The organism is Pseudotabrizicola sp., from assembly GCF_030684215.1.
Classification (GTDB): Bacteria; Pseudomonadota; Alphaproteobacteria; order Rhodobacterales; family Rhodobacteraceae; genus Pseudotabrizicola.
On sequence record NZ_JAUXOV010000074.1, the window covers coordinates 24,846 to 50,814 of the forward strand.

The window sequence follows — 25,969 nt, forward strand, 5'->3', positions numbered from 1 at the left end:
GGCAGGGGTTTCAAACCCCCGCACCCCCGTGGAGTATTTTTGCCAACATGAAATCAGGAGGGCTTAGACATGGCCATTACAGCGGCACATGTGGCGCGGGCACCGCGCATTCGGTTGGGAATGGTGGGCGGCGGCCGTGATGCGTTCATAGGGGCTGTACACCGGATCGCGGCACGGATTGATGATCAGTATGAATTGGTTGCGGGCTGTTTTTCATCTGACGCCGAAAAATCCCTCGCCTCGGCCGCTGATCTGGGGGTCGCGCGCGCTTATGCCAGCTTTGCCGAAATGGCGGCCAAGGAGGCGCGGCGCAAAGACGGGATAGAGGCGGTGGCGATTGTTACCCCGAACCACATGCACGCGCCCGTGGCAATGCAGTTCCTTAAGCGCGGCATCCATGTGATCTGTGACAAGCCTTTGACCCATACGCTGAGCGAGGCGAAAAAGCTGGCGCGCGCAGCCGAGGCTTCGGGCGTGGTCTTTGCGCTGACGCACAACTACACTGGCTATCCGATGATCCGGCAGGCCGCCGCCATGGTCGCGGCGGGAGACTTGGGCGAGATCCGGCTGGTGCAGGTGGAATACGCGCAGGACTGGCTGGCGGAACCGGTGGAGGAGACCGGCCAGAAGCAGGCGGGTTGGCGCACAGACCCTGCGCGATCCGGCGCAGGCGGCAGCACCGGGGATATCGGCACCCATGCCTTTAACCTCGCCAATTTTGTAAGCGGGCTGACGGTAGAGGAGTTGGCCGCTGACTTACAGGCCTTTGTGCCAGGCCGCCGGGTCGACGACAACGGCCATGTGCTGATGCGCTATCAGGGCGGCGCGCGGGGCATGCTTTGGTGCTCTCAGGTGGCGGCGGGGCAGGAAAACGGTTTGCGGCTGCGGATCTTTGGCACCAAGGCCGGGATCGAATGGGAACAAGAGAACCCCAATTACCTCTGGGTCGGCCCCTTGGGTCAGCCAAAGCACCGGCTCACACGCGGCGGTGCGGGGTCCGGGGCCGAGGCGGGGCGCGTCACCCGCATCCCGTCCGGCCATCCTGAGGGCTATCTGGAAGGCTTTGCCAACATCTATGCCGAGGCCGCCCGCGCCATCATCGCCCGGCGTGACGGCAGCGCGCCTGACGCCGCAGTGACCTTCCCCGGTCTGAAAGAGGGGCTGGAGGGCGTGGCCTTTGTCGATGCCTGCGTGCGCTCGTCTGCCCGCAACGCCGCTTGGGTCAAGTTGAACCTCTGACGCATTGCTGCTTGCAAAATACTCCCGCCGGAGGCGTCCGACAGCGCCCCCGACGGGACGCGTCAGGATCGCAGGCGCGTACGCTCGCGTTGCAACCAAAGCAGCGTCAGCAACAAAGGCGCGTTCTGAACCTCACCCGAACCGACCAGCGCCATCGCCTGATCAAAGCCCAGAAGATGACCGCGGATGTCTTCGGCCTCTCCCTCGACGCCGAACACGCCCGCCACGCCATCAGGCAGATCAGTCAGAGCAGCATAGGAGTAGATGAACTCGGTCTTGGCCCCCGGAGAGGGGTAATAGGCGGCCACAGGCAAAAGCGCGCCCAGTGACAGGCCCGCTTCTTCCACGGCCTCACGGCGGGCGCAGTCTTCGGGTGTCTCACCGGGGTCAATCCGGCCAGCGATGGCCTCCAGTTGCCATGGATTTGCATCCCCCCGGGAAAAGGGTCCGGCGCGCATCTGTTCCACCAACAGCACCCGGTCGCGCTGCGGATCATAGGGAAGCACCGTCACAGCATCAGCCGACACAAAGGCGGCGCGGGTGATGACCGGGCTCATCGCGCCGTCAAACCGGCGAAAGGACAGGTCATATTCTTCGACGGCAAAGAAGTTTGCATAAGGCTGGCGGCGCGATTGCACTGTCACCTGCCCCGGTCCGCGGCGCACCGCAGCGGGGGCCTGATCTGCCTGCGCGCGCAACCGGCTGGCCGCACGCACCATCATCGGTCCGATCCTCGCGCTCAGGCATGCAGGGGGTGTCTGGCCATAAAGCGCCATCACCTCGACAGCCGTTTCAACAGCCAAAGCCGCATGATCCGCCAGCCAGACCGCTTCATCCCACACCTGCCCCTTAGCAAAAGGCGGACGCAAGGCAAACGTCTCGGCCTGACCGCCGCCCGCTGCATCAATCAGGCTCAGCTTGTACCGCCCAAGGCCGATAGCCTTGGCATAGAACGCCAGCCGGGCCATATCCTCGGGCGTGGCATCCCGCAGGGCACTGCCTTCCACCCGACAACTGGCCTTGCGCAAAAGGCCAAAATGTCCGGGCGCGTCCACAAGCTGCCCGGATCGGCCAGCCGCGGTGGCGGGGGAAAGAGTTGCCGCTTTGCCCAGGATCACGGCAAGCAGCGGAGCATGGCGCAACGGCCCCGCCAGAAACAGGGCTGCCATCACGAAACGCCTTTCGGGTCTGTCAGGGCCACCGCCGCCCCGCCCAATAGGTCACGGCCCCGCCTGCCAGCCCACCCAGCAACAGAACGCCCAGAATTTCGGGCTGCGCAATCGGCGTGGCAAGCCGCAGGGAATGTTCAAAAATCGCAAGGATTGCATCCAGTGGCGTTTTAAACCGACCCTTCATCGCCCGGTCCAGCATTTCAACCGTGGCAAAGATCAACACCACACCAATCAGAATGGTCAGGGATGTGCGCACCCCTGCCCCCATCGCATCGACAGGGCGACGGCTGCGCATGACGAATGGGCCCATTACAAACCAGCCGCACAGCACACCTACCACGGCGCTGACCTCGCGCAGCACGCCAGACTGGCGCGGGTCTGGCAATGAAAGTGCGTATAAATGGGCGGCAAGAAAGGCGACAAAACCAAAGATGATCGCTGCGACGAGTTTGGCGGCCGTTGGCATAGCGCTCCCTTTTTCAACCGCCCGGCAAGATTACGAAGGGCGTGTCACCGTGATCTGCGTTACATCACAGTTTCCGCCGCGGAAGGCTCCAGCGCAAGAGGCAAGGTAAAAGTTCCACATCCGGCGAAAACGCTCGTCAAATCCCTGGCGGGCAACATCATCCCAGCGATCATTGAACACCTCATACCAGCGGCGCAACGTCTGGCTGTAGCTTTCACCAAATTCGATTGAGGTTTTAAGCCGCAAACCGGCACGTTCCACTTCTTCCTTCAGCCGGAACGGGGCGGGCAGCATACCGCCTGGAAAGATATATTTCTGAATATAATCAACGCCCCGCTTATAGACCGGCCAGCGATGATCAGGCACGGTGATGATTTGCAGGGTGGCATGGCGACCCGGCTTCAGACGCTCGCGCAGGGTGTTGAAATAGGTCGGCCAATAGCGCTCGCCCACCGCCTCGAACATCTCGATAGAGGCGATTCCGTCATAATGGCCGCGCTCGTCACGATAATCCAAAAGCTTGATTTCCACCCGGTCTGACAGTCCCGCGCGGGCCATCCGGTCCACCGCAAAGTCAAATTGCGCCTGTGAGATGGTCAGGGCGGTAACGCGCAACCCGCGCTCGCGGGCGGCATATTCGGCAAAACCACCCCAACCGCAGCCGATTTCCAGCACATGATCCCCCGGCGCGGCGCCCATCTGATCGACCATCGAGGCGTATTTCTGCTCTTGCGCCATTTCCAGACTTTCCTGCCCGGACTGAAACATCCCGCTGGAATAGGTCATGCTGTCATCCAGCCAAAGTCGGTAAAAATCGTTGCCCAGATCGTAATGCGCGTGAATGTTTTTCTTTGCCTGCCGTTTGGAGTTGGAGTGCAGCCAGAACCGGAAGCGTTCAAAGCTGCGCAACAGACCCATGCCGGGAAAGCCATCGTTGACCACGTTGTTGGCGGGCAGTTGCACCAGATCCAGAAACGCCTGCAAATCAGGGCTGGACCACCAGCCATCCAGATAGGCATCACAAAAGCCCAGATCGCCTTCGCGGATCATGCGGGCAAACAGATCATTGTTGTGGATCACAATTTCTGCAACCGGGCCGGCTTTGGGCCCTTCCAGCCGAAACCGCCGCCCGTCGGGCATCACGAAATCCAGCCGGCCTTCGCCAAGGCTGCTGGCCACGGCAAATGCCTGGGTGAAATAGCGCGGCAGGCCGCCTTGGCCCTTGGTCGTTGTCAGAAATTCCATCTTCCCTCCCCGGGGAATTGTCGTCTTTGGTTTACAGTTTCAGATACGACGGGGCGGCTCAAGAGTTTCGCCCCGCATATGCCGCAAGGGCAAGTTTTCGCCCTTCGGCCAGATCGACCAGAGGTTTCGGGTAGGGTCGGCTTGGATCAAGTGCCCAGGATTTGGGCACGGCGTCGAAGTAAGACATCGCATCGGGGCCAGGAGTGCGGCTGAGTTCGGCAATGAACCGGTGACGATATTCGGCCTTCGGGTCGAATTTCTCGACCTGGATCGCCGGGTTGAAGATACGAAAGAACGGTGCGGAATCGGGGCCAGAACCCGACGCCCATTGCCAGCCCATCGCATTCGCCGCCGGATCCCAGTCCACCAGACACTCGGCAAACCAGTCCTGCCCTACCCTCCAATGTGTCATCAGATGCTTGGTCAGATAGCTTGCCACGATCATCCGGGCGCGGTTGTGCATCCGGCCTGTCACATACATCTCACGCATGGCGGCATCGACGAACGGCTCGCCCGTCAGCCCGCGCCGCCAGTATTCGGCATTCTTGTTGTCGCCCTGCCAGGGAAAATCATCCCATTCGGGCTTCCAGTTGGCATGGGTGATATGGGGCGTGTGATGCATCAGGTGATAGGCAAATTCACGCCAGACCAGTTCTTTCAGGAAGGTCTCGGCCCCTTGCGCGCCCGCCTGCATCGCCCGCCAGCCCGCCGCCCAGATCGTGCGCGGCCCTATCTCACCATAGGCAAGGTTTTCCGACAGGCCGGATGTGCCATCCACGGCAGGCAGATCGCGATCGGTGGCATAGGCGTCAACGCTGGTGCCAATGAAATGGTCCAGCCGGGCCAGCGCCTTGGATTCCCCGACATGAACATGCGCCGCCACCACATCGCCACCCCGGCGCATCGCAGCCCCCATCTGCCACCCGTCAAGATCATCGCTTTTGGGCCAGCTGGCAGGCGCGGTCAAAGACATGGGCGCAGCAAGCGGCGCCGACACCGGCCGATCGCGCACCGATTTCCAGAACGGGGTATACACGCGGTAAAACCCGCCAGTGCCGGTTTCCACCTCCCAGGGTTCAAACAGCAAATGGCCCGCAAAGCTGCGCGCCTCTACGCCCTGCTCTTTGAGTGCGGATTTCACAGGCGTATCACGCGCGACCGATCCCGGATCATACAGACGGTGCCACCAGACCGCATTGGCCCCGGTCTCTGCCAGCACGTCGCGCAGCACATCCAGCGCGCCACCCCGCCGCAAGATCAGCTGGGAACCGACGGTCGCCAACGTCTTGGCAAATTCCGCGATCCCCAAGCCAAGCCGCCATTTCGGAGCGGCCCCCAATGCTTCGGTCTCGGGGTCCAGAATGAACAAAGGGATCAGCGGGCGGCCCGTGCGTGCGGCTTCTGCCAGCATCGGCGAATCCATCAAGCGCAAGTCCCGGCGCAGCCAGAGGATCAGGGGGGCATCGGTCATACGTCTGGCGCGCTTTCTGGTTCTTCACAGCAATACGGCCGACTGCACCTTTCGGATCACCCGGCCGCTCTGAATTCGTTACGACTTAGCGGTCAAGTCTGATCCGGCAATGGTCAAAATGACCCCGCCGCTACAAGGCCCGGTCAAGCGCCGCGATCAGCCGGGCCACGTCGTCTTGACTGGTGTAATGCGCCGCACTCATCCGCAGCACACCCTTGGCCGCATCGACCCCCATGGCCGCCAGCGGGCGCACGGCATAAAAATCGCCGCCCCCACAGGCGATACCCTCGCGGCCCAGCGCCTCGGCCACCGGCAGCGCAGCACGGTCCAGTGCCACCGCAACGGTGGGCGCACGATCTTCTGCCCGGCGCGGCCCAATCAGGCGCAGGTCATTGCGCCCTGCCAGATAGTCAAGCAAGGGCGCGATCACCGCCACCTCTGCCGCGCGCATCAGGTCATGCACCACACGGCCCCGCGCCGCAGCGTCACCGCTCACCCCATGATGTGCGGCAATGGCATCGACATAGTCCGCCATGCCCGCACAGGCCGCGACCTGCGCATGATCGGGGCCCGCTGGCGTATGGCACTTATACAGCACCGACTGGTTGAAAAAATGCGCCTGCCCCGGCAGTTCCATCCCGAACCCCTCGCGCAAGACCATGATGCCCTGATGCGGACCATAGGTTTTATAGGCCGAAAACAAATAGGCATCACACCCCAGCGCCGCCACATCGGGAAACCCATGCGGCGCATAGCTCACACCATCGACCACCGTGCGTGCGCCTGCCGCCTGCGCCATGGCGCTGATCTCGGCCACATCATTGATCTCGGCCACCACATTCGAGCAATGCGGAAACGCCATCAACCGCACCCGGCCATCCGCCAAAAGGCGTTGTAGATCCGCCGGATCAAGACTGCCGGTCTGCGGGTCGATCTGCCACTCGCGCACCTCCACCCCCTCATCAGCCAGACGCCGCCATACGCCAGAATTCGCCTCATGATCCTGATTTGTTACCACAATCGCGGCGCCCTGATCCTGAAGCCAGCCCCGCACCGCCTGCGCAAGCACATAGGTATTTGTACTGGTTGACGGACCAAAAGACACCTCGTCGCGCGCCACGCCCAGCATGGCCCCCAACCGCGTACGCGCCTCGTCCATCTCGGCCCCCGCCAGTTCCGAACCGGGATAGGGCGCATAGGGCTGCACCTTGCGGTGGTGATAGAACCGCGTCAGCCGGTCGATGACCTGACGGCACGGATAACTTCCCCCTGCATTCTCAAAAAATGCATGGGTCGACAACACCGGGCTGTCAAAGGCGGGAAACTGCGCACGCACAAAAGTCAGATCAAGCACCATTGTGCCTCCCCAAAGTGGCAAGGCAATGCTTGCCGGGTCAAAATTGGCAAGGCAATGCTTGCCGGGTCAAAAGTGGCAAGGCAATGCTTGCCGGGGGCCGACGCAAAACGCAAGGCACGCAATCTTGGTGGCCCCACCCACCGTACCCTCGCATTTTCTGTTCAAAAATATCCCGAGGGGAGGAGCAAAGCGACGGGGGGCTGGCCCCCCAGCCCCCCTGCCCCACGCGCCACGGCCCATTTGTCAGGTCGTCACATCCACAACCACCCGGCCCTGCACCTCGCCGCGCAGGATCGCCTCACCAAGCGCAGGCACATCAGCCAATGTGGCGGGTTGGATCATCGCCTCCAGCTTGTCCATCGGCAGATCGGTCACGATCCGCCCCCAAGCCGCGACCCGCCGCGCATAGGGAACCGTCACCGAGTTGATCCCCAAAAGGTTGATCCCCCGCAACAGGAACGGAATGATATTGGCAGGCACCGCCAGCCCCCCGGCATTGCCCACAGCCGCCACACTGGCGTTTGATTTCAACTGCCCCAGCACCCGCGCCAGCATCTGTCCGCCGACAGCGTCCACGCAGCCCGCCCAGGTTTCCGACTCCATCGGACGCTTGATCGCCTCGGCCAGATCGGCGCGCGGCACAATGCGCGTGGCCCCAAGGTCGCGCAAATAGCCTTCTGTCTCGGGCCGCCCGGTGACTGCCGCAACCTGATACCCCAGCTGCGCCAGAATGGCGACGGCAATAGACCCCACGCCACCCGCAGCGCCGGTCACCAGCACTTCACCATCCGCAGGGGTAAGTCCGTGATCTTCCAGCGCCATCACGGCCAGCATCGCGGTAAATCCTGCCGTGCCAACTGCCATCGCCTGGCGCGTGGTCAACCCGTCGGGCAGCGGCACCAGCCAGTCTGCCTTGACCCGCGCCTTGGTGGCATAGCCGCCCCAATGCGCCTCTCCAACCCGCCATCCGGTCAGCACCACAGGGGCTCCGGGCGCATAGCGCGGATCGTCCGAAGACTCGACCACACCAGCAAAATCGATGCCCGGCACATGGGGGTAATTGCGCACCAGACCGCCCCCCGTCGCAGATAGACACAACCCGTCCTTGTAGTTCAGCGTCGAGAACGCGACCTGCACCGTCACATCACCCGCAGGCAAGGCATCGTCAGACATTTCCGCCAGCCGTGCGACCGCTTGCCCATCTTCGCCCTTTTCCATCAGCACTGCCCGCATTGTATTCTCCCTTGCTTCATCCTGCCCAAGACCGCGCCAAAACGCAGGCCGTCTGCCCCCAAACAGGCATCAGCCATTCCCAGAGGTCAAGCCCGCTTTGCTTGGCTTGCACTGTCCAGAACAGACGCCACATTGCAATAAGTGCATGTTCCGCGCTTGTGACTGCACAAAACCTTTACTACTTCCCCATCAAGGGCTGATCGTAAGTGGGGATGCTCCGGCCCGGGTCCAACACAGAGGAACAATGATGAATCACACTAAATTCCTGCTTGCCTGCGCGGCGTCCGTCCTGGCTCTGTCCTCCGCCGCCCGTGCCTCTGACCCACAATTACTGGTGTTTGACTGGGCTGGCTGGGAGATTGACGGCGTGCTGACTGATTATGTGGCCAAGCACGGCGCCAAACCCACCTACAGCTTTTTCGGAGATGATGATGAGGCGTTTCAGAAAGTCTCTTCGGGCTTCCGGGCCGATGTGGCGCATCCGTGCGTCGCCTCGCTGCCGCGCTACCGCGATGCTGGTCTGATCGAGCCGTGGGATGTTTCAAAGATCCCCGAATTCGCAAACATCGCGCCGCAACTGCTTGATTCCGAACTGATCAAGGATGATCAGGGCGTCTGGTTCATCCCGACCGATTACGCCTATACCGCGACCGCCTATAACACCACCGAAGTGCCCGCCGAAGATGTGGCCACACTGAACGTATTCACCGACCCGAAGTACGCAGGCCGCACCTCTTTGCCCGACAGTGCCGATGATATTTGGTCGCTGGCATTTCTGGCCACCGGTGTTACCGACTGGGACAACGTGACCGACGAGCAGTTCACCGCAGCCGCGGACTGGCTGCGCGAGGCGCATAAAAATGTGCGCGCCTATTGGTCTGATCCATCCGAGATGTCGCAGCTGATGGCAACAGGTGAGGTGCTGGTGTCGTGGTCGTGGAATGATGGCGTGGCGTTGCTGGCCGCCGAAGGCTTCCCGATCGGGTTTGAACGCAGCCCGGCCGAGGGAGCCTCGACGTGGTTCTGCGGCTATGTCAACATGGCGAACCAGCCGGGGTCGGAAGACAAGGCCTATGACTTCATCAACTCCGTGCTGGCACATGGCTCGGCTCAGGCCCTGCTGGACGAATTGGGCTATGCCCATGCCAATACCGAAGCGATGAAAACCATCTCGGAAGACGCGATGAAAGCCGCTTTTGTCGATCCGGTCAGCACAACACTTCTGGCACAAACCCCGGTATCCGCGGATTTCCGCGAAAAGATGATCAACGAATTCGAACTGATCAAATCCGGCTTCTGATCCTGCGTTAGGACAAACGCGCCCGGCCGGGTTCTCTGGCCGGGCATTTTGTTGCCCCCCCCTGCCGCGTCACACGGACGTCACGCCCGGCGCGCAGTCTGACCCCATGATGCACCTGCGCCCCGCCACTCTTGCCGATGTGCCCTTTGTGCGCGATCTGGAATCGCGCGTCATGCACGACCATGCCTTGAAGCTGTGGGGCCGCCTGATCCCGCCACCGCATCCATCGGCCTTTGATCTGGCCAATACCCGGATCATCACCCTTTCGGACGAAACGGCAGGCTTTGTGATGGTCGAAGCCACCCCCGACCACCTTCGGCTGCGCAAGCTGTATCTGGACCCCCTCTGGCAAGGACAGGGCCACGGCGCGGCGGTGCTGGCGCTTGTTCAGGCCGAAGCCACCACCCGCGCCCTGCCCTTGCGGCTCAGCGTGCTGCGTCCCAACCGCCGGGCCCTTGCGTTTTACCTGCGCGAAGGGCTGGCGGTGACCGAAGAAACCGACGAGCGTATTTTCCTGACCAACCCACCCCCGGAATACCGCGCCGATACGGTCTTGTGAGCCGGGCAAGGCCCGCCTATATTGGCCTTGTGCGGGGCAACCCGGACTATGGTGATAAACGCACCTGTAATAGACGGCTCGGACCCGGGGGCGGTACCCGGCGACTCCACCATTCCACCCGTTCGTTTCGGGGGTTCGGGGTCGAAATAGGATCGACGAACGTTCAAAGAGGCCAGCTTTTACTCGGTGAGGTACCACCGTTATCGGTCCAAATGTACAGTTGCAAACGACAACCGTGCTCCGATGGCTCTTGCTGCGTAAGCAGTTCGAACATCGAAACTTAAGTCCTTGCGCTTAGCCGCGTAAGGCGGGGTTCGCAGGTACCTGGCAACAGAAACCTGCACCTTCCCCCATTCCTGACTTGCCCTTCCGCGCGCGCCGCGCCACATTTGCATATGCGCACGCTGGCCCTTTGCCTCGCACTTTCCCTGCCCACAGCGGCCCGGCCATGCGACGTGGCGCTGGTGCTGGCCATCGACGTGTCCGGCTCCATCGACGCGGGCGAATACCGCACTCAGGCCAACGGCACCGCCAACGCCCTGCTGGACCCGGCCGTCACCGACGTCTTGTTGGAGGGTCAGGTGGCCGTGACGGTGCTGCACTGGTCAGGTCAAGGGCAACAGGCGGTTGTCCTGCCTTGGGTGCAGATGCGCGCGCCCGCCGATATCGTGCATGCCGCAAACCTGATCCGTAGTGCGCCGCGCGCCTTTTCCGGCTCAGATACCGCCGTGGGCGAGGCGATCGACGCGGCCCTGTCGCTCTTTGCCAATGCCCCCCGATGCGCACGCAACATCATCGACATTTCTGGAGACGGTCCGGAAAACAGCGGCAACACCGTCCGCGCCGCCCGCAGCCGCGCCAGTGCGGCAGGCGTCGCCATCAACGCGATTGCCATCGAAGATTTGGGCCAATCCACCGCAATCACGCGCTTTTATGAAAACTGGGTCATCACCCGCGGTGGTTTTGTCATCACCTCACGCGGGGTCAGTGCCTATCCGCAAGCGATACGGGCAAAGCTGCTACGCGAGTTGGAAAAGCCCGCCTCCTGAGCATTGCTGCTTTGCAAATACTCATCTTGCACCGCTTTGACCAACAGGCCGGTCAGTGGGTCCACACACCCCGGCGGTTGGTGGCGAAATTCTCACCATAGCCGCCTGCGCGGATCAAAGGCTTGCGGTTTTTGGGCAGCTGCACATCGTATTCGATGCCTTTGGCCTTTGCATAAGTCTCTGCCGCTTCCAGCGTATCAAACTGCAGCCGCACCTGCGCCTGTGTGTCGTCTGATGAGGTCCAGCCCATAAGCGGATCAACTTCGCGCGCCGAGGCGTGGGCAAAGTCCAGCACCCAACCACGGGCTTTGGCCGTGCCAGATTGCATCGCGGTTTTGCTGGGCTGGTAGATGCGGGCGCGCATTGGAAACCTCCGGGTCAGACAGGCGCTATATGGCGGAAAACCGGGGCGCAGTGCAAGCGTCAACGCATGTTGGCCGCGTGCAAGTTGCTGTCGGTTGATCACGGGGTGTGGGTGGGGTGTGGTGCGACCAACCGACAGCGGCAGTTTGCTGCTTGCCTTTGCACTGTGCCAAAGCCGGGCCATGCGATCAACCAAAAGCTGCAGAATTTCGACGTGTTTTCCTTAAAATTGAATCACTTTGCTTAACCTTGCTGCAATGAGGGTTAATCTTCCGCGAACGCCCCCCTTTTATGGGAACAAAAACGGAATACATTGGACGGGCCGCGACTCGACGGGACCGAAAGGACGCCATGCCCCACAACAACGCCAACGCTCTGACGGATCGCCCCGACGTGCTGACCCGGCCAAAGCTGGAAGGCGGTCGGCGCTTTGTGCTGTCCACCCCGTTCCAGCCCGCAGGCGACCAGCCGACAGCAATTGCCGAGTTGTCGGCAGGCGTGATGGCGGGTGAACAAAATCAGGTGCTTCTGGGGGCCACCGGCACCGGCAAGACCTTCACCATGGCCAAGATCATCGAACAAACCCAGCGCCCAGCGATCATTCTGGCCCCCAACAAAACACTGGCTGCGCAATTATACGGCGAATTCAAGGGCTTCTTCCCCGAAAACGCCGTCGAATATTTTGTAAGCTACTATGATTACTACCAGCCCGAAGCCTATGTCGCGCGCTCTGACACCTATATCGAGAAGGAATCCCAGATCAACGAACAGATCGACCGCATGCGCCACTCTGCCACGCGGGCGCTGCTGGAGCGTGACGATGTGATCATCGTGGCCTCGGTGTCGTGCATCTACGGCATCGGCTCGGTCGAGACCTATTCCGCGATGACGCAAGATCTGTTGGTCGGCGAAACCTACGACCAACGCAAGGTGATGGCCGAACTGGTGGCCCAGCAGTACCGCCGCAATGATCAGGCGTTCCAGCGCGGCAGCTTCCGGGTGCGCGGCGACAGCCTGGAGGTCTGGCCCGCCCACCTTGACGACCGCGCATGGCGGTTTTCGTTCTTTGGCGAGGAACTGGAAGCCATCGTCGAATTCGACCCGCTGTCAGGGGCCAAGACCGACACGTTCAAGCAAATCCGCATCTACGCCAACAGCCACTACGTCACCCCGCGCCCGACGATGCAGCAGGCGGTCATCGGCATCAAGAAAGAGCTGCGCCAGCGCTTGGATCAGTTGGTGAATGAGGGCAAGCTGTTGGAAGCGCAACGTCTGGAACAGCGCTGCAATTTCGATCTGGAGATGCTGGAAGCCACCGGCGTCTGCAACGGGATCGAGAACTATTCGCGCTATCTGACGGGGCGCGCCCCCGGCGAGCCGCCGCCAACCCTGTTTGAATTCATCCCCGACAATGCCATTGTTTTTGCTGACGAATCCCACGTTTCTGTCCCGCAGATCGGCGGCATGTACAAGGGCGACTTCCGGCGCAAGATGACTCTTGCCGAACACGGCTTCCGCCTGCCGTCATGCATGGACAACCGCCCCCTCAAGTTTGAGGAGTGGGATGCGATGCGTCCGCAATCGGTGTTTGTATCCGCCACCCCCGCCGCGTGGGAAATGGATCAGGCGGGCGGCGTTTTCACCGAACAGGTGATCCGCCCCACAGGTCTTGTGGACCCTATGGTAGAAATCCGCCCCGTCGAGATGCAGGTCGATGATCTGCTGGACGAGATCCGCAAAGTCGCAGCACAAGATCTGCGCGTTCTGGTCACCACCCTGACCAAGCGTATGGCCGAAGACCTGACCGAATATTTCCACGAACAGGGCATCCGCATCCGCTATATGCACTCTGACATCGACACCATCGAACGCATTGAAATCCTGCGCGATTTGCGGCTTGGGGCGTTTGATGTGTTGGTCGGCATCAACCTGTTGCGCGAAGGTCTGGACATTCCCGAATGCGGGCTGGTGGCGATTCTGGATGCCGACAAAGAGGGCTTCCTGCGGTCAGAAACCTCACTCATTCAGACCATTGGTCGCGCCGCGCGCAACGCCGATGGCCGCGTGATCATGTATGCCGACCGCATCACCGGCAGTATGGAACGCGCGCTTCGCGAAACCAACCGCCGCCGCGACAAGCAGATCGCCTATAACCTTGAGCATGGCATCACACCGATGACGGTCAAGAAAAACGTCGAGGATGTGCTGCAAGGCCTGTGGCAGGGCGATACCGACATGGCCCGCGTCACCGCCAAGGTCGGCAAACCCATGGTCGGCCAGAACCTTGCCGCCCATCTGGATGCGCTGCGCCTGCAAATGCGCAAAGCCGCCGAGAACCTTGAGTTTGAGGAAGCCGCCCGCCTGCGTGATGAGGTCAAACGGCTGGAGGCGGTGGAACTGGCCGTCGCCGATGACCCACTTGCGCGCCAATCGGTGATCGATGACGCGGTAGAGGATGCGCAGAAAATGGCGGGCCGCTCTACCGCTGGCCGCCCCGGTCAGCGCGGCGGCGTGAAACGGCGCAAGCGTTAGGACGAAATCTCCATCCACAGCACCCCGTCGCGGTAGCCGCCGCGCCGCAAATGGCCCTGTTGGGCTACTTCGGGAAACTCTGCCGCCCAATCGCGAAAGCGGTCATTGCTGAGAACCAACGCACCCAGATCCCGCGCCACTTTCAGGATCACCGGGTCGGCGGGTTCGCCCTTTGGGACCACAAGCACCCGGTCGGCGGGCAGGCCCAACGCATAGGCCAGCGGGCCGTCATCCATATAGCGCCCCGTCAGCTTATACCCGGCATTGGCGTCAAAAACCACGCCGGGCTGATACCCGTGATCAATCAGCGACCGGACCACCTCTTGTAGCGTCGAAAGCTGCGCTGTCTCGCCTTTCCAATGCATGATGTTTGATCCGTCGACCACAATGCTGCGCAGCGGGGCCGAGGCAGCCTTTTGCGGCGCGCGCCCCCCTAAGCCCGCGCGCACCAACAAGAAAAGTGCCGCACAGGCCGACACCAACGCCAGCAGCACCGGGTCGCTGATTGCCAAACCAGACAGCACATAGCTGACCAAAGCCACGCCGACCGATATCAGCAAAAGAATGGATGGAACCAACATCCGCTTTGTCTACCTGCAGTCAGGGCGCTGCACAAATCCGAAAATGGCAAAAGTTTCGGTGCAAACCCCTTGGATTACCCGCCGCGGTTCGCTACCTGCATAGGGCACACCAGGAAAAGCCCATGAACAAATTCATCGACCCCAACCACCCGTTCTTTGCCAATCCACTGGTGCGCTGGGTATCGTCCTTGGCCCCTGTCGCCTGGGCGTTTGTGGAATTTGTGAATGGCAGCCCGGGTTGGGGCATGATCTTTGCCGCCCTTGGCGCGCTGGCATTCTGGGTGCTGATCGTGCGCGGCCCGGATGAACCCGTCGCGACCGACAAAGACAAACCTCAGGACTGAAGCCGCGCCATCAACTCATCGGCCAGAGCCGCAATTTCGGCCGCTGCAGGCGATTTGCCAACCTCGGCCACGGCAAGCCCGTTGCCCATCGTCTCGGCATAGGCCACCCGTTGACCCAACCGCGCGGCTGCCACCTCGGCCAGATCGCCCGCCGCATTCGCCACTTCCTCACCCAGCCGCGTGCCCGCCTTGCAGCGGTTCAGCACGATCAGCGTGGTGCGGTTTTCGCGCGCCGCAAGGTCCAGCACCCCATCGGTGGCCCACAGGTCCACATGGCTTGCCGCCACCGGGATCAGCACCAGAGACGCTTCGCGCAGCGCCGGCCGCAGATCGGCGTCGATTTTGGGCGGCGTGTCGATGATCACAATATCATGGGTCTTGCGCAGCTTTTCACATTCATAGCCAACACCCCAGGCGCTGGCGGTCGACAGATCCATCCCCGGATCGCCCAACCGGTCCCGCCGCGCCATGAACCAGCGGCCCAGAGACCCCTGCGGATCGGTGTCGAGCAGCGCCACGCTCACCCCCCGCCGCACCAGCTCCACCGCCAGATTGACCGAAAGCGTGGTCTTTCCCGACCCGCCCTTCTGCTGCGCAACCGTGATGACCTGACCCATGGAGCCTCCGTTTCTGCGGTGCAGCATAAGGCGATTCGGGGTGGGGGGATAGGGGGAGGATTCTGGTCAAGGCATCGCGCGGGGTTAAGCCTTGCTCTTGTCGTCAGCCTGACCTGCTGGCCATGATACAACAAGGCAGTCCACCGAAAATCGGCCAGAAAGGCAGGCAGCGCACCATGCCGTTCATTGCAATGGCATGGCGCCTTTGCCCAAAGTCGTCTTGGCAGAGCGGCATGAGCCATTCTCTAAATCCGCCCATTCACTGGATGTAGGGGCTGCAGCGTGACCGGATACGAGAGGTGGGGGAACCCTCACCAGGGTGCGCGGCAATTCTGCATCAGACGCGCATGCACAGGCATGGATTCATTGACACAATGTCGCGAGGCAGGCAGCTTTATCCACAAAAGAACACTAATAATCGAGCAGGTAATCATGAATTGGCGTGTGATCGCGGCCCTTGCGGCCGGTCTTGCCGTTGCAAGCTGTGGCGGAAATCCATTTGACAATGCGCCGGAAGGTGGCGAGAGCCCCTCCACGCCCGAAGATCCGCGGCCCGTTCCTGCGCTGCCCGGCACCACGTCCCCCAGTGCCGCGACACCGATCTCGCGATATGAGGCGCGCGATCCCTCCACCGGTGCGGGCTATGCCGAGAGCATCACCTATAACGCGGCCACCAACACCTTCAGCGTCGACAACCTCGGGTTTGATGGCAACAACGCCTATACCCAAATCAACTATGCCAGCACCCCGCTGGGAACGCGGCTGGGCCAATACCGGGTCTATGAGGCGGCACCGATCGTCAATGACTCGTTGACCGGCCTGCCGATCCAGCAGTTCCAGCATCGACTGTTGGCCGGGGTCAGCCGGACCGGAAACACCGAATTCGCGCTGGTGCGGACGGGGGCCTATACCGGCTATGGCTTTGGCGGGTTTATCCTCAAGCGCAATGTTGCGGTGTCCTTGCCGACCACCGGTCAGGCTGGCTATAGCGGCGGCTATGTGGGTCTGCGCGATTTTCAGGGGCGCGGCGGGCTGGAATACACCACCGGCGACATGACAATGGCCATCGACTTTGAGGATTTCAACGACGGCGATGCGGTGCAGGGCCAGATCAGCAACCGCCGCATCTATGACATGGCGGGCAATGACGTCACTCAGCAGGTGCTGGACGCCTGGGACAATTCCACCAGCACGGAGTTTGCCCAAGGCAGTGCGCTGCCCACCTTGCAATTCGCTGTCGGACCGGGGGCGATTGACGCAAATGGCGAAATACGCGGCGAACTGGCAAGTCAGGTGCAGCTTGCCGACGGGTCGCTGCGCCCCTATGAGGCTGGTTCCTATTACGCGATTGTCGCCGGGCCGAACGCGGACGAGGTGGTGGGGATCATCGTTGTCACCTCGACCGATCCGCGCTCGCCAAATGTGACGGCACGCGAAACCGGCGGCTTTATCCTGTATCGTCAGCCCTGAGCGCGGGATGAGTGTGCGGGGAATAATCGGGGCTGCGGCCGTCGCGCTGGCGGCCCTGACCGTCCCAATAAGCGGCGGCCTGTTCGCGCAGAGCGTGACCCTGACGCCCGCGAACATGGAGCGTGCGGCCTTTGTCCTGTTGCGGCAAGGGCGGGGGCAACAGGCTCTGGCGCTGGCAGAGGCGCTCTTGACGCAGTTTCCCACCAGTTCCACCGCCCTGTTGCTGAAATCACAGGCCGAGCGCGACCTTGGGCGCTATGCCGAGGCGACCCGCAGCGCGCGCCTGTCGTGGAAGCACAGTGCGACGGATCAGGAACGCTATGGCTCAGCGCTGGCCGCGGCCCAGGGCTTGGCATCGGGCGGCAAGCCGTTGCCGGCGCAGTTGTGGCTGCGGCGCGCGATGGACGTGGCCCCGAACCCGGTAGCGCGTCAGATCGCCGAGCAGGATTTCCTTTATGTGCGGTCGCGCAGCCGTCTGTCGATGCATCTGGACCTGTCGGTGCAACCGTCGTCCAATGTCAACAATGGGACCAGCAGCGACACTTTGTGGTTCCTTGGCCTGCCCTTTACGCTGTCGGGCGATGCCCGCGCCTTGTCCGGGGTGCAAAGCAGTCTGGCCGGGCAATTCCGCTGGCGCCTGACCGAAAGTGAGACCGCCAAAACCGACCTGCGGTTTGGGCTGCAACAGCAGCTTGTCACCCTGTCAAAATCAGCCAAGGTTCAGGCCCCGGAGGCAAAAGGGTCGGATTATGCGCTTTCGGGCGTCGAGATCGGGGTGGAACGCAGTTGGCGCCCGACGCCGCAAGGCGAAGCCGTTGCGGGGCTGAGCTATGGCCGAAACTGGTTTGGCGGCGATCCGATGTCGCGTTACCTGCGCGCCGATCTGGCCTATCGGCACGATCTGTCGGCAGATTGGCGGGTGTTCGGAGCTCTGGCATGGGAAGATCAGTCGCGCGACGATGCCGCCCTGCGGTCGGCCAAGGTCGGCACCCTGAGCCTTGGCCTGACCCATCGGCTGGACAATTCGGATTCGCTGCGCTTTGCCATCCAGCTGCGCGACAGCCAGTCCGCATCCAGCGACATCGACCATGATGCCGTCGAAGCGCGGCTGGACTGGTCGCGGAACAAGCCATTTTTGACGGCGCAGTGGTCGATTGGCCTGACGGCAGAGAAACGCGATTACGACCGGTCGCGCTATCGCGCCGGGGGACGCGAGGACCAGAGTTTTGGCGCAGAACTGTCGGTGCGTCTGAATGAGATGGATTACATGGGCTTTGTTCCCGTGCTGACCCTTGGCGCCAGAAAGACACGGTCGGATGTCAGCCTGTATGACAGCACGCGCAAGGGTGTCGGCCTGTCAATCCGGTCAAAGTTCTGAGCGGCCCCTCGCCTTTCCTGACAAGCGCGTTACTATCGCGGCACACAGACAGGGAGAGCTGCGATGGGTTTGAAATATCTGCACACGATGGTCCGGGTGCTGGACCTTGAGGCATCGATGGCGTTTTACCGGCTGCTCGGGTTGGAGGAAACCCGACGGCATGAAAGCGAGGGCGGGCGATTTTCGCTGATCTTCATGGCCCCGCCCGGACAGCCGGAGTGCCCGGTGGAATTAACCTATAACTGGGACGGCGATGACGGTCTGCCGTCAGATGGCCGCCATTTCGGTCATCTGGCCTATGAGGTAGATGACATCTACGCCACTTGCGCGCATCTGCAGGCCAATGGTGTATTGATCAACCGCCCACCGCGCGACGGACGGATGGCTTTTGTGCGCAGCCCTGACAATATCTCGATCGAACTGCTGCAAAAGGGCGCGGCTCTTTCCCCGGCAGAGCCTTGGGCCAGCATGGGCAACACCGGTCACTGGTAGCGCCAAACGGCCAGCGCCGGGGGCTGTCTGCCCCCGGACCCCCGAGGATATTTTCAAACAGAAAATGAGTAAGGGCGTGCCTTGTCATTTCAGTTTGGCAAAAATACTCACGCAGGAGGCTCCTGTCCTGCGGCGCGGCGTCAGCCAGTCGCAGCCCGCGCCCCGACTTTCACCATCGCCTCTGTGATCTCGTGCCATGCGGTTTTGGCCATAGACCGATAGGTCAGCAGCGTGAAGCTGCGTTCTATGCCAACCAATACGATCAGTGGCAGATGATTGAGCGCCGTCCGAAACACTTGCCCGGACTGTGCCGCGCGCAGATCGAGTGGCACAAGGCGGGCCAGAACGTCCACTGTGCAGGCCCCGGTCAGGGCCAGTGACACCCAGCCATCAGACTGATCGGTAACAGCGGCAGGCAAGCCATCTGGCGGCACAGGGCCAATCAGAAATGCAATGTCCCGCCCGGCCCAGACCAGCCGGGCATCCCCCGACTGCGTCACTGCCCCCGGCGCCGGAAAAGCCATACCAAGGGCGCGGCTCAAGGCCTCTGACTGGCCCGGAAAGGGCGCGATTGCGGTGATCTGACCCATGTCAACCTCGGCCAGCGTTGTGCCGGCCAGAGTAAAGGGGGCAAACCCCAGCGCGGATTTTGCGATCAGATCAGGCACGCAGCTTTTCTCCCTTCGGATCGTGGAACACCGGGTCGACCACTGCGCACAGCACATCCACCCCACGCAACCGGTCTATCAGACGCAAGGTTTCGCCATGCCGCGCGCGGCCATCTTTCAGAAAACCCAGCGCAAGGTGGCTTTGAATCGTGGGAGAATAGCCAACAGAGGTGATATAGCCCGCACTGTTTTCACGCGTCAGGGCCACCCCTTGCGCAAACAAATACGCCCCTGCGGTGACCGGGCTGTCGGTCAGTGGGGTCAGGCCCACCAGCTGCTCACGCTCTGGGCCGGTCATGCCAGGGCGGGCTGCGGCGGCTTTGCCGATGCAGTCCTTTTTGGCGCTGACCATCCGCTCCATGCCGATGTCAAAGGCAGTGGTTCGGCCGTGGATCTCGGCATGGGTGATAAACCCCTTCTCGATCCGCAGCACGTTGAGCGCTTCCATCCCATACAGACCGCCGCCCATGGTTTCGGCCCGTGCAGTCAGATCGCGGAACAGCGCTTCGCCATAGCGGGTCGGAACAGCAATTTCATACCCCTCCTCTCCCGAGAACGAGATGCGAAACAGCCGCCCCTGAACGCCCTGCACCGTCACGGTTGTGCAGCCCATGAACGGCAGCCCCGGCGCGCGGCCCAGCTCGCTTGTGATCAGATCGCGCGCCAGTGGCCCTGCCACCGCAAACTGCGCCCAGGTTTCGGTGACCGAGGCAAAGCGCACCCGCCACCTGGCACAAAACGCCTGCTGCACAAAATCGAGGTGCCGCATCACCAGCCCGGCCGCCGCCGTCGTGGTGGTCATCAGCCAGTGATCCTCGCCCAGCCGGGCACAGGTGCCGTCATCCAGCACATGCCCGTCCTCGCGCAGCATCAAGCCATAGCGCACCCGGCCCAGCGGCAAAGTGGAGACCGTATTGCTGTAAACGAAGTCCAGAAAGCGCCCCGCATCCGGCCCCTGAATGTCGATCTTGCCAAGGGTCGATACATCGGTAACCCCAACCGAAGACCGCACCATCGACACCTCGCGGTCGCACGCCTCACGCCAGGTTGTCTCGCCCGGCTTGGGGAAATAGCTGGGCCTATACCAAAGCCCCGTCTCGATCATCGGCGCGCCACGGTCGCGGCTGGCCTGATCGCTTGTAAGGAACCGCTGCGGCGCAAAACCATCCCCCCGGCCCCCGGCCCCCATCGCGGCAATTGACACCGGCGTGTAGGGTGGGCGGAACGTGGTGGTGCCGGTCTGCACAATGCCGCGCCCGGTGGCATCGGCCAGCACTGCCAACGCAGCCACGTTGGAGTTCTTGCCCTGATCGGGGGCCATGCCTTGGGTGGTGTAGCGTTTCATATGCTCAACGCTGCGAAAGCCTTCCTGCGCCGACAGGGCCACATCCTTGACCGTCACATCATTGGCAAAATCCAGCCAGGCGCGGCCCTTGCCCGGCACCTGCCACAGCGGCGCAATGTTGTAAGGCGCATCCGTCGTCTGCGGCAAATCTACCGCGCCCGAGCCAAGCCCGAGGGCCTCAAGGCTCGCCCGCGCGGCCTCAGCCCCCGCCGCCAGACAGCCATGGGTCGAAAACGTGCCATTGGCCGCCCCTGCGACCATCATGCCGGGAATGGCGCCCTCATTGGGCACAAACGCAGCAAGCTCATCAGACCAGCGCGGCCGGCCATTCATATGGCAGGTCAGATGCAGCGTCGGGTTCCAGCCACCCGAGACGCCCAGACAATCGACCTCCAGCCGGGTTTGCGTCCCGCCCTTGGCAATCGTGATTTCCCGTAGCCCCATCCGCCCCCGCGCCCGCACAACCTGCGCACCCTTGTGGACAACCATGCCCGGCTCGTCGGGTGCATCGGTGCGGCTGTCGATGATTGCCGCAACCTCTACCCCGGCCGCCATCAGGCTGCGGGCGGTGGCACGCGCCGAGTCATTGTTGGTGAAAAGGGCAATTCGCTTGCCCGGTACCACACCATACCGGTTCAAATAGGTCGGTAGGCTGGACGCCATCATCACGCCGGGTCGGTCGTTATCCTCAAAGGCCACCGACCGCTCCAACGCACCCGCCGCCAGAACCGAGCGCTTTGCGACGATCCGCCAAAAACACTCACGCGGCAGGTTCGGGCGCGGGCGGCGGTGCAAGCCCACCCGCTCCAACGCACCAAACGTACCATCGTCATAGGCCCCGGTCACCGAGGTCCGCGTCATCAGCCGCACATTGGGCATGCTGGTCAGCTCGGCCACCACCCCCGCCACCCACTCCACGGCAGGCGCGCCGTCAATTTCCGCTTCATCCGACAGCAGACGCCCCCCCAGCTCAGAGGATTCGTCGGCTAGAATGACATCAGCCCCGGCGCGTGCTGCAGTCAGCGCCGTCATCAGCCCCGCAGGCCCGGCCCCGATGACCAGCATGTCACAATGCGCCCAGGCCTTTTCGTAGACGCCCTCATCATGCCGCCCCGACAGACTGCCCAAGCCCGCCGCGCGACGGATCAGCGGCTCATACAGCCCCTCCCAGAACCGGCGCGGCCACATGAAGGTCTTGTAGTAAAACCCCGCCGACAGAAACGGCGCGACCAGATCGTTGACCTCCAGCAGATCAAACCCCAGCGAAGGCCAACGGTTCTGGCTGCGTACCTCCAATCCCTCGAACAACTCCTGCACTGTGGCGCGGGTGTTGGGGGTCTGGTTTGACGGCCCGATGATCTCTACCAGCGCATTGGGCTCTTCTGACCCGGCGGTCAGGATCCCGCGCGGACGGTGATATTTGAAGCTCCGACCGACAACCCGCACGTCGTTTGCAATCAGGGCCGAGGCCAAAGTATCGCCCTTGTAGCCGGCATAGGTGCAGCCATCAAACCGGAACGTGACCGGCCGCGTGCGGTCGATCCGACCCTTGCCGTCGATCCTCATGCCGCCCCCCCCGCATCCGCAACCGCAACCGCTTCGACGGCGACGATCTCATGAGTCACCGTGTTGCGCGTGACCTTCAGCCAGGCACAGCATCCCTGCTCGTGATACCAAAGATCCTGCGTCAACCCCGCTGGATTGTCGCGATTGTGCAGATAGTCATTCCAGTCGTCCGGCGACGCCCCCTCTGCCGGGCGGCGCAGATAATCCGCCGCACCGTAATAGTAAAACTCGCGCCGGTCGCGCGGGCCACAAAGCGGGCAGGTCAGGCGCATCTTGAAAAGCCTTTCTGATTGACGACTGTTGCAAGGGGCGCCGCCCCTCGGCCTGCGGCCTCACCCCGGAGTGTTTTGGCAAGCAGCAAATCAAACAACGCGCGCCTTACATTGCTGCTTGATAAAATACTCCCGCCGGAGGCATCCGACGCAAAGGCAGGGAACGAGGGGGTCAAGACCACAGCGCGCCTCAATGCAGGTTGTGCTGGCTACCGGTGCCTTCTTCGTCAAGAAGATGGCCGGTGGCAAAGCGGTTGAGTTTGAAACGCGCAGCCACGGCATGCGATTGCCCGGTCGCCATCAGATGCGCCATGCAAAAGCCCGAGGCCGGCACCGCCTTGAACCCGCCGTAGTTCCAGCCCGCATCAATGAACAGCCCGTCCACGGGCGTGCGGTCGATGATGGGAGAGCCGTCTGGCGTCATGTCCATGATCCCGCCCCAGGACCGCAGGACGCGGGCGCGGCCGATCATCGGCATCAGGGTCATGCCCGCCTCCATCACATGTTCCACCATCGGGAGATTCCCGCGTGAGGCGTAGCTGGCATAGAAATCAAGATCGCCGCCAAACACCAACCCGCCCTTGTCGGACTGGCTGATGTAGAAATGGCCCATGCCAAAGCTTATCACATGGTCAATCACCGGCTTCAGCCCTTCGGTAACGAAAGCCTGCAACACATGGCTTTCGATCGGCAGCCGCAGCCCCGCCATTGCCGCCACCTGGCCAGAGCGCCCGGCGACCACTAAGCCTACCTTTTTCGCCCGTATCCTGCCGCGGCTGGTCTGCACGCCGGTCACGCGGCCACCCTCGATGTCAATGCCGGTCACTTCGCAATTCTGAATCAGATCCACCCCACGCTGGTCGGCGGCGCGGGCATAGCCCCAGGCCACCGCATCATGGCGGGCGGTGCCGCCGCGCGGGTGCAAAAGACCGCCGTAGATCGGGAACCGGGTGTTGTCGAAATCCAGATAGGGCAGCAGCTCGCGCACGCCGTCGCGGTCCAGAAGCGCTGCATCATCGCCTTGGTTGATCATCGCATTGCCGCGCCGGGCAAAAGCATCGCGCTGGCCGTCAGAATGGAACAGGTTTATCAGCCCGCGTTGGCTGTGCATCACGTTGTAATTCAGATCCGATTCCAAGCCTTCCCACAGTTTCAGCGAGTGGCTGTAGAATTCGGAATTGCCCGGCAGGAAGTAGTTGGCCCGCACGATGGTCGTGTTCCGCCCGATGTTGCCCGACCCAAGATAGCCCTTTTCCAGAACTGCAATATTGGTCAGCCCATGATTTTTCGCCAGATAATAAGCGGTGGCCAGCCCGTGGCCGCCGCCGCCGATGATCACGGCATCGTATTCCGCCTTGGGGGCCGGATCACGCCACGCGGGTTTCCATCCGGTGTTGCCGAACAAACCCTGAGCAATGACCTTGAAGCCTGAATAGCGCATCGCAGACCTTTCCATGACCGGCGCATTGAACCGGGTCCGTGGCAGATAAGCAAGGATCGACAGCCGCGCCTTGGCCATCCGCGACAATGAATGTCGCGGATGGCCATAACCGCTTACAACGCTTTGGACCGATACGCTTGCGCCACCCGGCTGATCGACACGATATAGGCCGCCGTGCGCAGGTCATCGACATCATCGCGCTCGTGCCACACCTTTCGCATCGCCTGATAAGCGGTGCGCATGGTGTCATCCAGACCCGAGCGCACCAGTGCCAACTCGTCCGATCCGGTCAGGAACTTATCCTTGAAATCGGGCGACAGGGTCCAGCCAAGGCCCTGATCCGACGACAACCGCTCCAATTCCTCGACCAGAAGCCGCGAGCGCGCTTCTTCGGCGCGGCGCTGCATCCGGCCAAAGCGGATGTGGGACAGGTTCTTGACCCATTCGAAATAGGACACCGTTACACCACCGGCGTTGGCATACATGTCGGGGATGATGACCACTCCCTTTTCGCGCAGGATCTCATCGGCGCCAAAGGTGACCGGGCCATTCGCTGCCTCAATGATCAGCGGCGCCTGAATTCGGGCGGCGTTGTCTTTGTGGATCACGCCTTCCAGCGCGGCGGGGATCAAAATGTCGCACTCTGCCTCCAGCAGCGCGGTGCCGTCTTCGACAAATGCCGCTGACGGATAGCCCTGAATCGTGCCGTGCTTGACCATCCATTGCCGGATGTCTTCGATGTTCAGCCCGGACTCATCCTGCAACGCGCCATCACGTTCGATGATCGCAGTGATCTTGCAGCCGTCTTCTTCCGACAGGAACTTGGCGGCGTGATAGCCCACGTTGCCAAGGCCCTGAACGATGACCCGCTTGCCGTCCAGATCACCGGAAAGACCGGCCTTTGCCTTGTCTTCGGGGTGGCGGAAAAACTCTTGCAGCGCATATTGCACGCCGCGGCCGGTCGCCTCGACCCGGCCCTGAATCCCGCCCGCATGTGGCGGTTTGCCGGTGACACAGGCGTTGCCGTTGATGTCAGTGGTGTTCATCCGCTTATACTGGTCGGCGATCCACGCCATTTCACGCTCGCCCGTGCCCATGTCGGGGGCGGGCACGTTCTGCGCGGGGTGGATAAGGTCGCGCTTGATCAGTTCGTAGGCGAAGCGGCGGGTGATCAGTTCCAGCTCGTGTTCATCCCAGGCGCGCGGGTCAATGCACAAGCCGCCCTTGGACCCGCCAAACGGCGTTTCGACCAGCGCGCATTTGTAGGTCATCAGCGCAGCCAGCGCCTCAACCTCATTCTGGTTTACCGACAGCGCATAGCGGATACCGCCCTTGACCGGTTCCATGTGTTCGGAATGGACCGAGCGATAACCTGTAAAGGTCTCAATCTTGCCGCGCAGGCGCACGCCGAACCGCACGGTGTAGGTGGAATTGCAGACGCGGATTTTCTGCTCCAGCCCGGGGCTCAGATCCATCAGCCGCACGGCGCGGTTGAACATCAGATCGACCGAGTCCCGAAAGCTCAGTTCGCCATCTCTCATTATGCCATCCCTCCTGTCAGGCTGGGTGCGACATTTTGCACCCGTGGCCAGACTAGCGTCAGTTTGTGAACAGTTCACCGCAAAATGTGCAGCGCAGATGACGAAAAATCGAATCGATTCGGAGCGAGTTGTCGTTGGACAGCCAGATCCTTGCTATGGCATTGCTGTAAAAAGCCAAATTCTGGTGCCCGATCAGGAACAATCCCAATTCTGCGCGCATATCGTTTCCTGCCGCTGGCGGTTACGCATGCATTTTGACCTTCGCCAC

General features: G+C 62.0%; 23 protein-coding genes and 1 other RNA gene. 10 read left to right on the forward strand and 14 right to left on the reverse strand.

Annotated elements, in window-relative coordinates; genetic code table 11:
* Positions 1–69: 69 nt before the first annotated feature.
* On the forward strand, positions 70–1,239 hold the full coding sequence (locus tag Q8K08_RS18300; protein WP_305251126.1) for a Gfo/Idh/MocA family protein: 1,170 nt from the start codon (positions 70–72) through the stop codon (positions 1,237–1,239).
* Positions 1,240–1,301: 62 nt separating this feature from the next.
* On the opposite strand, the gene Q8K08_RS18305 is transcribed toward Q8K08_RS18300, so the two are convergent.
* The 6 genes from Q8K08_RS18305 to Q8K08_RS18330 all read right to left on the reverse strand — a co-directional run bounded on the left by Q8K08_RS18305 (position 1,302) and on the right by Q8K08_RS18330 (position 8,168).
* Positions 1,302–2,408 (reverse strand): NUDIX domain-containing protein, encoded by a 1,107-nt coding sequence (locus Q8K08_RS18305; protein WP_305251128.1) that lies wholly within the window; start codon positions 2,406–2,408, stop codon positions 1,302–1,304.
* 22 nt (positions 2,409–2,430) lie between these two features.
* Complete coding sequence (locus Q8K08_RS18310) at positions 2,431–2,877, reverse strand: TrgA family protein (RefSeq protein WP_305251130.1); 447 nt, start codon at positions 2,875–2,877, stop codon at positions 2,431–2,433.
* A 30-nt stretch (positions 2,878–2,907) separates the two neighbouring features.
* Positions 2,908–4,122 (reverse strand): cyclopropane-fatty-acyl-phospholipid synthase family protein, encoded by a 1,215-nt coding sequence (locus tag Q8K08_RS18315; RefSeq protein ID WP_304802044.1) that lies wholly within the window; start codon positions 4,120–4,122, stop codon positions 2,908–2,910.
* A 58-nt stretch (positions 4,123–4,180) separates the two neighbouring features.
* Complete coding sequence (locus Q8K08_RS18320) at positions 4,181–5,593, reverse strand: deoxyribodipyrimidine photo-lyase (RefSeq protein ID WP_305251132.1); 1,413 nt, start codon at positions 5,591–5,593, stop codon at positions 4,181–4,183.
* A 130-nt stretch (positions 5,594–5,723) separates the two neighbouring features.
* The gene (locus Q8K08_RS18325) at positions 5,724–6,950 is read right to left on the reverse strand and encodes an aminotransferase class V-fold PLP-dependent enzyme (RefSeq protein WP_305251134.1); all 1,227 of its coding nucleotides are present in this window, start codon (positions 6,948–6,950) and stop codon (positions 5,724–5,726) included.
* A gap of 243 nt (positions 6,951–7,193) precedes the next feature.
* Positions 7,194–8,168 (reverse strand): oxidoreductase, encoded by a 975-nt coding sequence (locus Q8K08_RS18330; RefSeq protein WP_370654084.1) that lies wholly within the window; start codon positions 8,166–8,168, stop codon positions 7,194–7,196.
* A 262-nt stretch (positions 8,169–8,430) separates the two neighbouring features.
* On the opposite strand from Q8K08_RS18330, the gene Q8K08_RS18335 reads away from it, so the two are divergent.
* The 4 genes from Q8K08_RS18335 to Q8K08_RS18350 all read left to right on the forward strand — a co-directional run bounded on the left by Q8K08_RS18335 (position 8,431) and on the right by Q8K08_RS18350 (position 11,091).
* The gene (locus Q8K08_RS18335; RefSeq protein ID WP_370654085.1) at positions 8,431–9,483 is read left to right on the forward strand and encodes an extracellular solute-binding protein; all 1,053 of its coding nucleotides are present in this window, start codon (positions 8,431–8,433) and stop codon (positions 9,481–9,483) included.
* Positions 9,484–9,592: 109 nt separating this feature from the next.
* Positions 9,593–10,042 carry a GNAT family N-acetyltransferase gene (locus Q8K08_RS18340; protein ID WP_305251138.1) on the forward strand — a complete coding sequence of 150 codons (450 nt, stop codon included), beginning with the start codon at positions 9,593–9,595 and terminating at the stop codon, positions 10,040–10,042.
* Positions 10,033–10,387: a transfer-messenger RNA gene (gene ssrA, locus Q8K08_RS18345) on the forward strand. Before Q8K08_RS18340 ends, ssrA begins: the two co-directional genes overlap by 10 nt.
* A gap of 50 nt (positions 10,388–10,437) precedes the next feature.
* Positions 10,438–11,091, forward strand: a complete 654-nt coding sequence (locus Q8K08_RS18350) for a DUF1194 domain-containing protein (RefSeq protein ID WP_305251140.1) — start codon at positions 10,438–10,440, stop codon at positions 11,089–11,091.
* Positions 11,092–11,143: 52 nt separating this feature from the next.
* On the opposite strand, the gene Q8K08_RS18355 is transcribed toward Q8K08_RS18350, so the two are convergent.
* Entirely contained in the window at positions 11,144–11,455 is a 312-nt protein-coding gene (locus tag Q8K08_RS18355) for an ETC complex I subunit (RefSeq protein ID WP_304796347.1), read from the reverse strand.
* A 350-nt stretch (positions 11,456–11,805) separates the two neighbouring features.
* On the opposite strand from Q8K08_RS18355, the gene uvrB reads away from it, so the two are divergent.
* A complete protein-coding gene (uvrB, locus tag Q8K08_RS18360; RefSeq protein WP_305251143.1) occupies positions 11,806–13,986 on the forward strand; it encodes an excinuclease ABC subunit UvrB in 2,181 nt (726 codons plus the stop codon).
* On the opposite strand, the gene Q8K08_RS18365 is transcribed toward uvrB, so the two are convergent.
* Complete coding sequence (locus Q8K08_RS18365; protein ID WP_305251145.1) at positions 13,983–14,567, reverse strand: hypothetical protein; 585 nt, start codon at positions 14,565–14,567, stop codon at positions 13,983–13,985. The genes uvrB and Q8K08_RS18365 overlap by 4 nt on opposite strands.
* A 122-nt stretch (positions 14,568–14,689) precedes the next feature.
* On the opposite strand from Q8K08_RS18365, the gene Q8K08_RS18370 reads away from it, so the two are divergent.
* Positions 14,690–14,911 carry a hypothetical protein gene (locus Q8K08_RS18370; protein ID WP_304799464.1) on the forward strand — a complete coding sequence of 74 codons (222 nt, stop codon included), beginning with the start codon at positions 14,690–14,692 and terminating at the stop codon, positions 14,909–14,911.
* On the opposite strand, the gene parA is transcribed toward Q8K08_RS18370, so the two are convergent.
* Positions 14,902–15,528: a ParA family partition ATPase gene (gene parA, locus Q8K08_RS18375; RefSeq protein WP_304799462.1), complete on the reverse strand. Its 627-nt coding sequence runs from the start codon at positions 15,526–15,528 to the stop codon at positions 14,902–14,904. The two genes, Q8K08_RS18370 and parA, sit on opposite strands and share 10 nt — an antisense overlap.
* A gap of 432 nt (positions 15,529–15,960) precedes the next feature.
* On the opposite strand from parA, the gene Q8K08_RS18380 reads away from it, so the two are divergent.
* The 3 genes from Q8K08_RS18380 (at position 15,961) to Q8K08_RS18390 (ending at position 18,868) form a co-directional block, all read left to right on the forward strand.
* Entirely contained in the window at positions 15,961–16,998 is a 1,038-nt protein-coding gene (locus tag Q8K08_RS18380; protein ID WP_305251148.1) for a hypothetical protein, read from the forward strand.
* Between the two features lie 13 nt (positions 16,999–17,011).
* Positions 17,012–18,376, forward strand: coding sequence for a surface lipoprotein assembly modifier (locus Q8K08_RS18385; RefSeq protein WP_305251150.1), 1,365 nt, complete (start codon positions 17,012–17,014; stop codon positions 18,374–18,376).
* A 63-nt stretch (positions 18,377–18,439) separates the two neighbouring features.
* Entirely contained in the window at positions 18,440–18,868 is a 429-nt protein-coding gene (locus Q8K08_RS18390) for a VOC family protein (protein WP_305251152.1), read from the forward strand.
* A gap of 140 nt (positions 18,869–19,008) precedes the next feature.
* Here Q8K08_RS18390 and Q8K08_RS18395 read toward each other — a convergent pair whose 3' ends face one another.
* From Q8K08_RS18395 to Q8K08_RS18415, 5 genes are all read right to left on the reverse strand, one after another.
* Positions 19,009–19,536 (reverse strand): sarcosine oxidase subunit gamma, encoded by a 528-nt coding sequence (locus Q8K08_RS18395; RefSeq protein WP_305251154.1) that lies wholly within the window; start codon positions 19,534–19,536, stop codon positions 19,009–19,011.
* Complete coding sequence (locus tag Q8K08_RS18400; RefSeq protein WP_305251156.1) at positions 19,529–22,447, reverse strand: sarcosine oxidase subunit alpha family protein; 2,919 nt, start codon at positions 22,445–22,447, stop codon at positions 19,529–19,531. Before Q8K08_RS18400 ends, Q8K08_RS18395 begins: the two co-directional genes overlap by 8 nt.
* On the reverse strand, positions 22,444–22,719 hold the full coding sequence (locus Q8K08_RS18405; RefSeq protein WP_305251158.1) for a sarcosine oxidase subunit delta: 276 nt from the start codon (positions 22,717–22,719) through the stop codon (positions 22,444–22,446). Before Q8K08_RS18405 ends, Q8K08_RS18400 begins: the two co-directional genes overlap by 4 nt.
* 190 nt (positions 22,720–22,909) lie before the next feature.
* The gene (locus Q8K08_RS18410) at positions 22,910–24,160 is read right to left on the reverse strand and encodes a sarcosine oxidase subunit beta family protein (RefSeq protein WP_304804821.1); all 1,251 of its coding nucleotides are present in this window, start codon (positions 24,158–24,160) and stop codon (positions 22,910–22,912) included.
* Positions 24,161–24,273: 113 nt separating this feature from the next.
* Positions 24,274–25,701 carry a Glu/Leu/Phe/Val dehydrogenase gene (locus Q8K08_RS18415; RefSeq protein WP_305251160.1) on the reverse strand — a complete coding sequence of 476 codons (1,428 nt, stop codon included), beginning with the start codon at positions 25,699–25,701 and terminating at the stop codon, positions 24,274–24,276.
* Positions 25,702–25,969 lie beyond the last annotated feature (268 nt).

What these genes read in the sequence shown, in the direction of transcription:
- Q8K08_RS18350 (WP_305251140.1), top strand. Translation starts at nt 10,438, where the DNA reads ATGCGCACGCTGGCCCTTTGCCTCGCACTTTCCCTGCCCACAGCGGCC.
- Q8K08_RS18405 (WP_305251158.1), bottom strand. Translation starts at nt 22,719, where the DNA reads ATGCGCCTGACCTGCCCGCTTTGTGGCCCGCGCGACCGGCGCGAGTTT.
- Q8K08_RS18330 (WP_370654084.1), bottom strand. Translation starts at nt 8,168, where the DNA reads ATGGAAAAGGGCGAAGATGGGCAAGCGGTCGCACGGCTGGCGGAAATG.
- Q8K08_RS18355 (WP_304796347.1), bottom strand. Translation starts at nt 11,455, where the DNA reads ATGCGCGCCCGCATCTACCAGCCCAGCAAAACCGCGATGCAATCTGGC.
- Q8K08_RS18340 (WP_305251138.1), top strand. Translation starts at nt 9,593, where the DNA reads ATGCACCTGCGCCCCGCCACTCTTGCCGATGTGCCCTTTGTGCGCGAT.
- uvrB (WP_305251143.1), top strand. Translation starts at nt 11,806, where the DNA reads ATGCCCCACAACAACGCCAACGCTCTGACGGATCGCCCCGACGTGCTG.
- Q8K08_RS18335 (WP_370654085.1), top strand. Translation starts at nt 8,431, where the DNA reads ATGAATCACACTAAATTCCTGCTTGCCTGCGCGGCGTCCGTCCTGGCT.
- Q8K08_RS18315 (WP_304802044.1), bottom strand. Translation starts at nt 4,122, where the DNA reads ATGGAATTTCTGACAACGACCAAGGGCCAAGGCGGCCTGCCGCGCTAT.
- Q8K08_RS18300 (WP_305251126.1), top strand. Translation starts at nt 70, where the DNA reads ATGGCCATTACAGCGGCACATGTGGCGCGGGCACCGCGCATTCGGTTG.
- Q8K08_RS18415 (WP_305251160.1), bottom strand. Translation starts at nt 25,701, where the DNA reads ATGAGAGATGGCGAACTGAGCTTTCGGGACTCGGTCGATCTGATGTTC.
- Q8K08_RS18400 (WP_305251156.1), bottom strand. Translation starts at nt 22,447, where the DNA reads ATGAGGATCGACGGCAAGGGTCGGATCGACCGCACGCGGCCGGTCACG.
- Q8K08_RS18310 (WP_305251130.1), bottom strand. Translation starts at nt 2,877, where the DNA reads ATGCCAACGGCCGCCAAACTCGTCGCAGCGATCATCTTTGGTTTTGTC.
- Q8K08_RS18410 (WP_304804821.1), bottom strand. Translation starts at nt 24,160, where the DNA reads ATGCGCTATTCAGGCTTCAAGGTCATTGCTCAGGGTTTGTTCGGCAAC.
- Q8K08_RS18370 (WP_304799464.1), top strand. Translation starts at nt 14,690, where the DNA reads ATGAACAAATTCATCGACCCCAACCACCCGTTCTTTGCCAATCCACTG.
- Q8K08_RS18365 (WP_305251145.1), bottom strand. Translation starts at nt 14,567, where the DNA reads ATGTTGGTTCCATCCATTCTTTTGCTGATATCGGTCGGCGTGGCTTTG.
- Q8K08_RS18380 (WP_305251148.1), top strand. Translation starts at nt 15,961, where the DNA reads ATGAATTGGCGTGTGATCGCGGCCCTTGCGGCCGGTCTTGCCGTTGCA.
- Q8K08_RS18305 (WP_305251128.1), bottom strand. Translation starts at nt 2,408, where the DNA reads ATGGCAGCCCTGTTTCTGGCGGGGCCGTTGCGCCATGCTCCGCTGCTT.
- Q8K08_RS18320 (WP_305251132.1), bottom strand. Translation starts at nt 5,593, where the DNA reads ATGACCGATGCCCCCCTGATCCTCTGGCTGCGCCGGGACTTGCGCTTG.
- Q8K08_RS18325 (WP_305251134.1), bottom strand. Translation starts at nt 6,950, where the DNA reads ATGGTGCTTGATCTGACTTTTGTGCGTGCGCAGTTTCCCGCCTTTGAC.
- parA (WP_304799462.1), bottom strand. Translation starts at nt 15,528, where the DNA reads ATGGGTCAGGTCATCACGGTTGCGCAGCAGAAGGGCGGGTCGGGAAAG.
- Q8K08_RS18390 (WP_305251152.1), top strand. Translation starts at nt 18,440, where the DNA reads ATGGGTTTGAAATATCTGCACACGATGGTCCGGGTGCTGGACCTTGAG.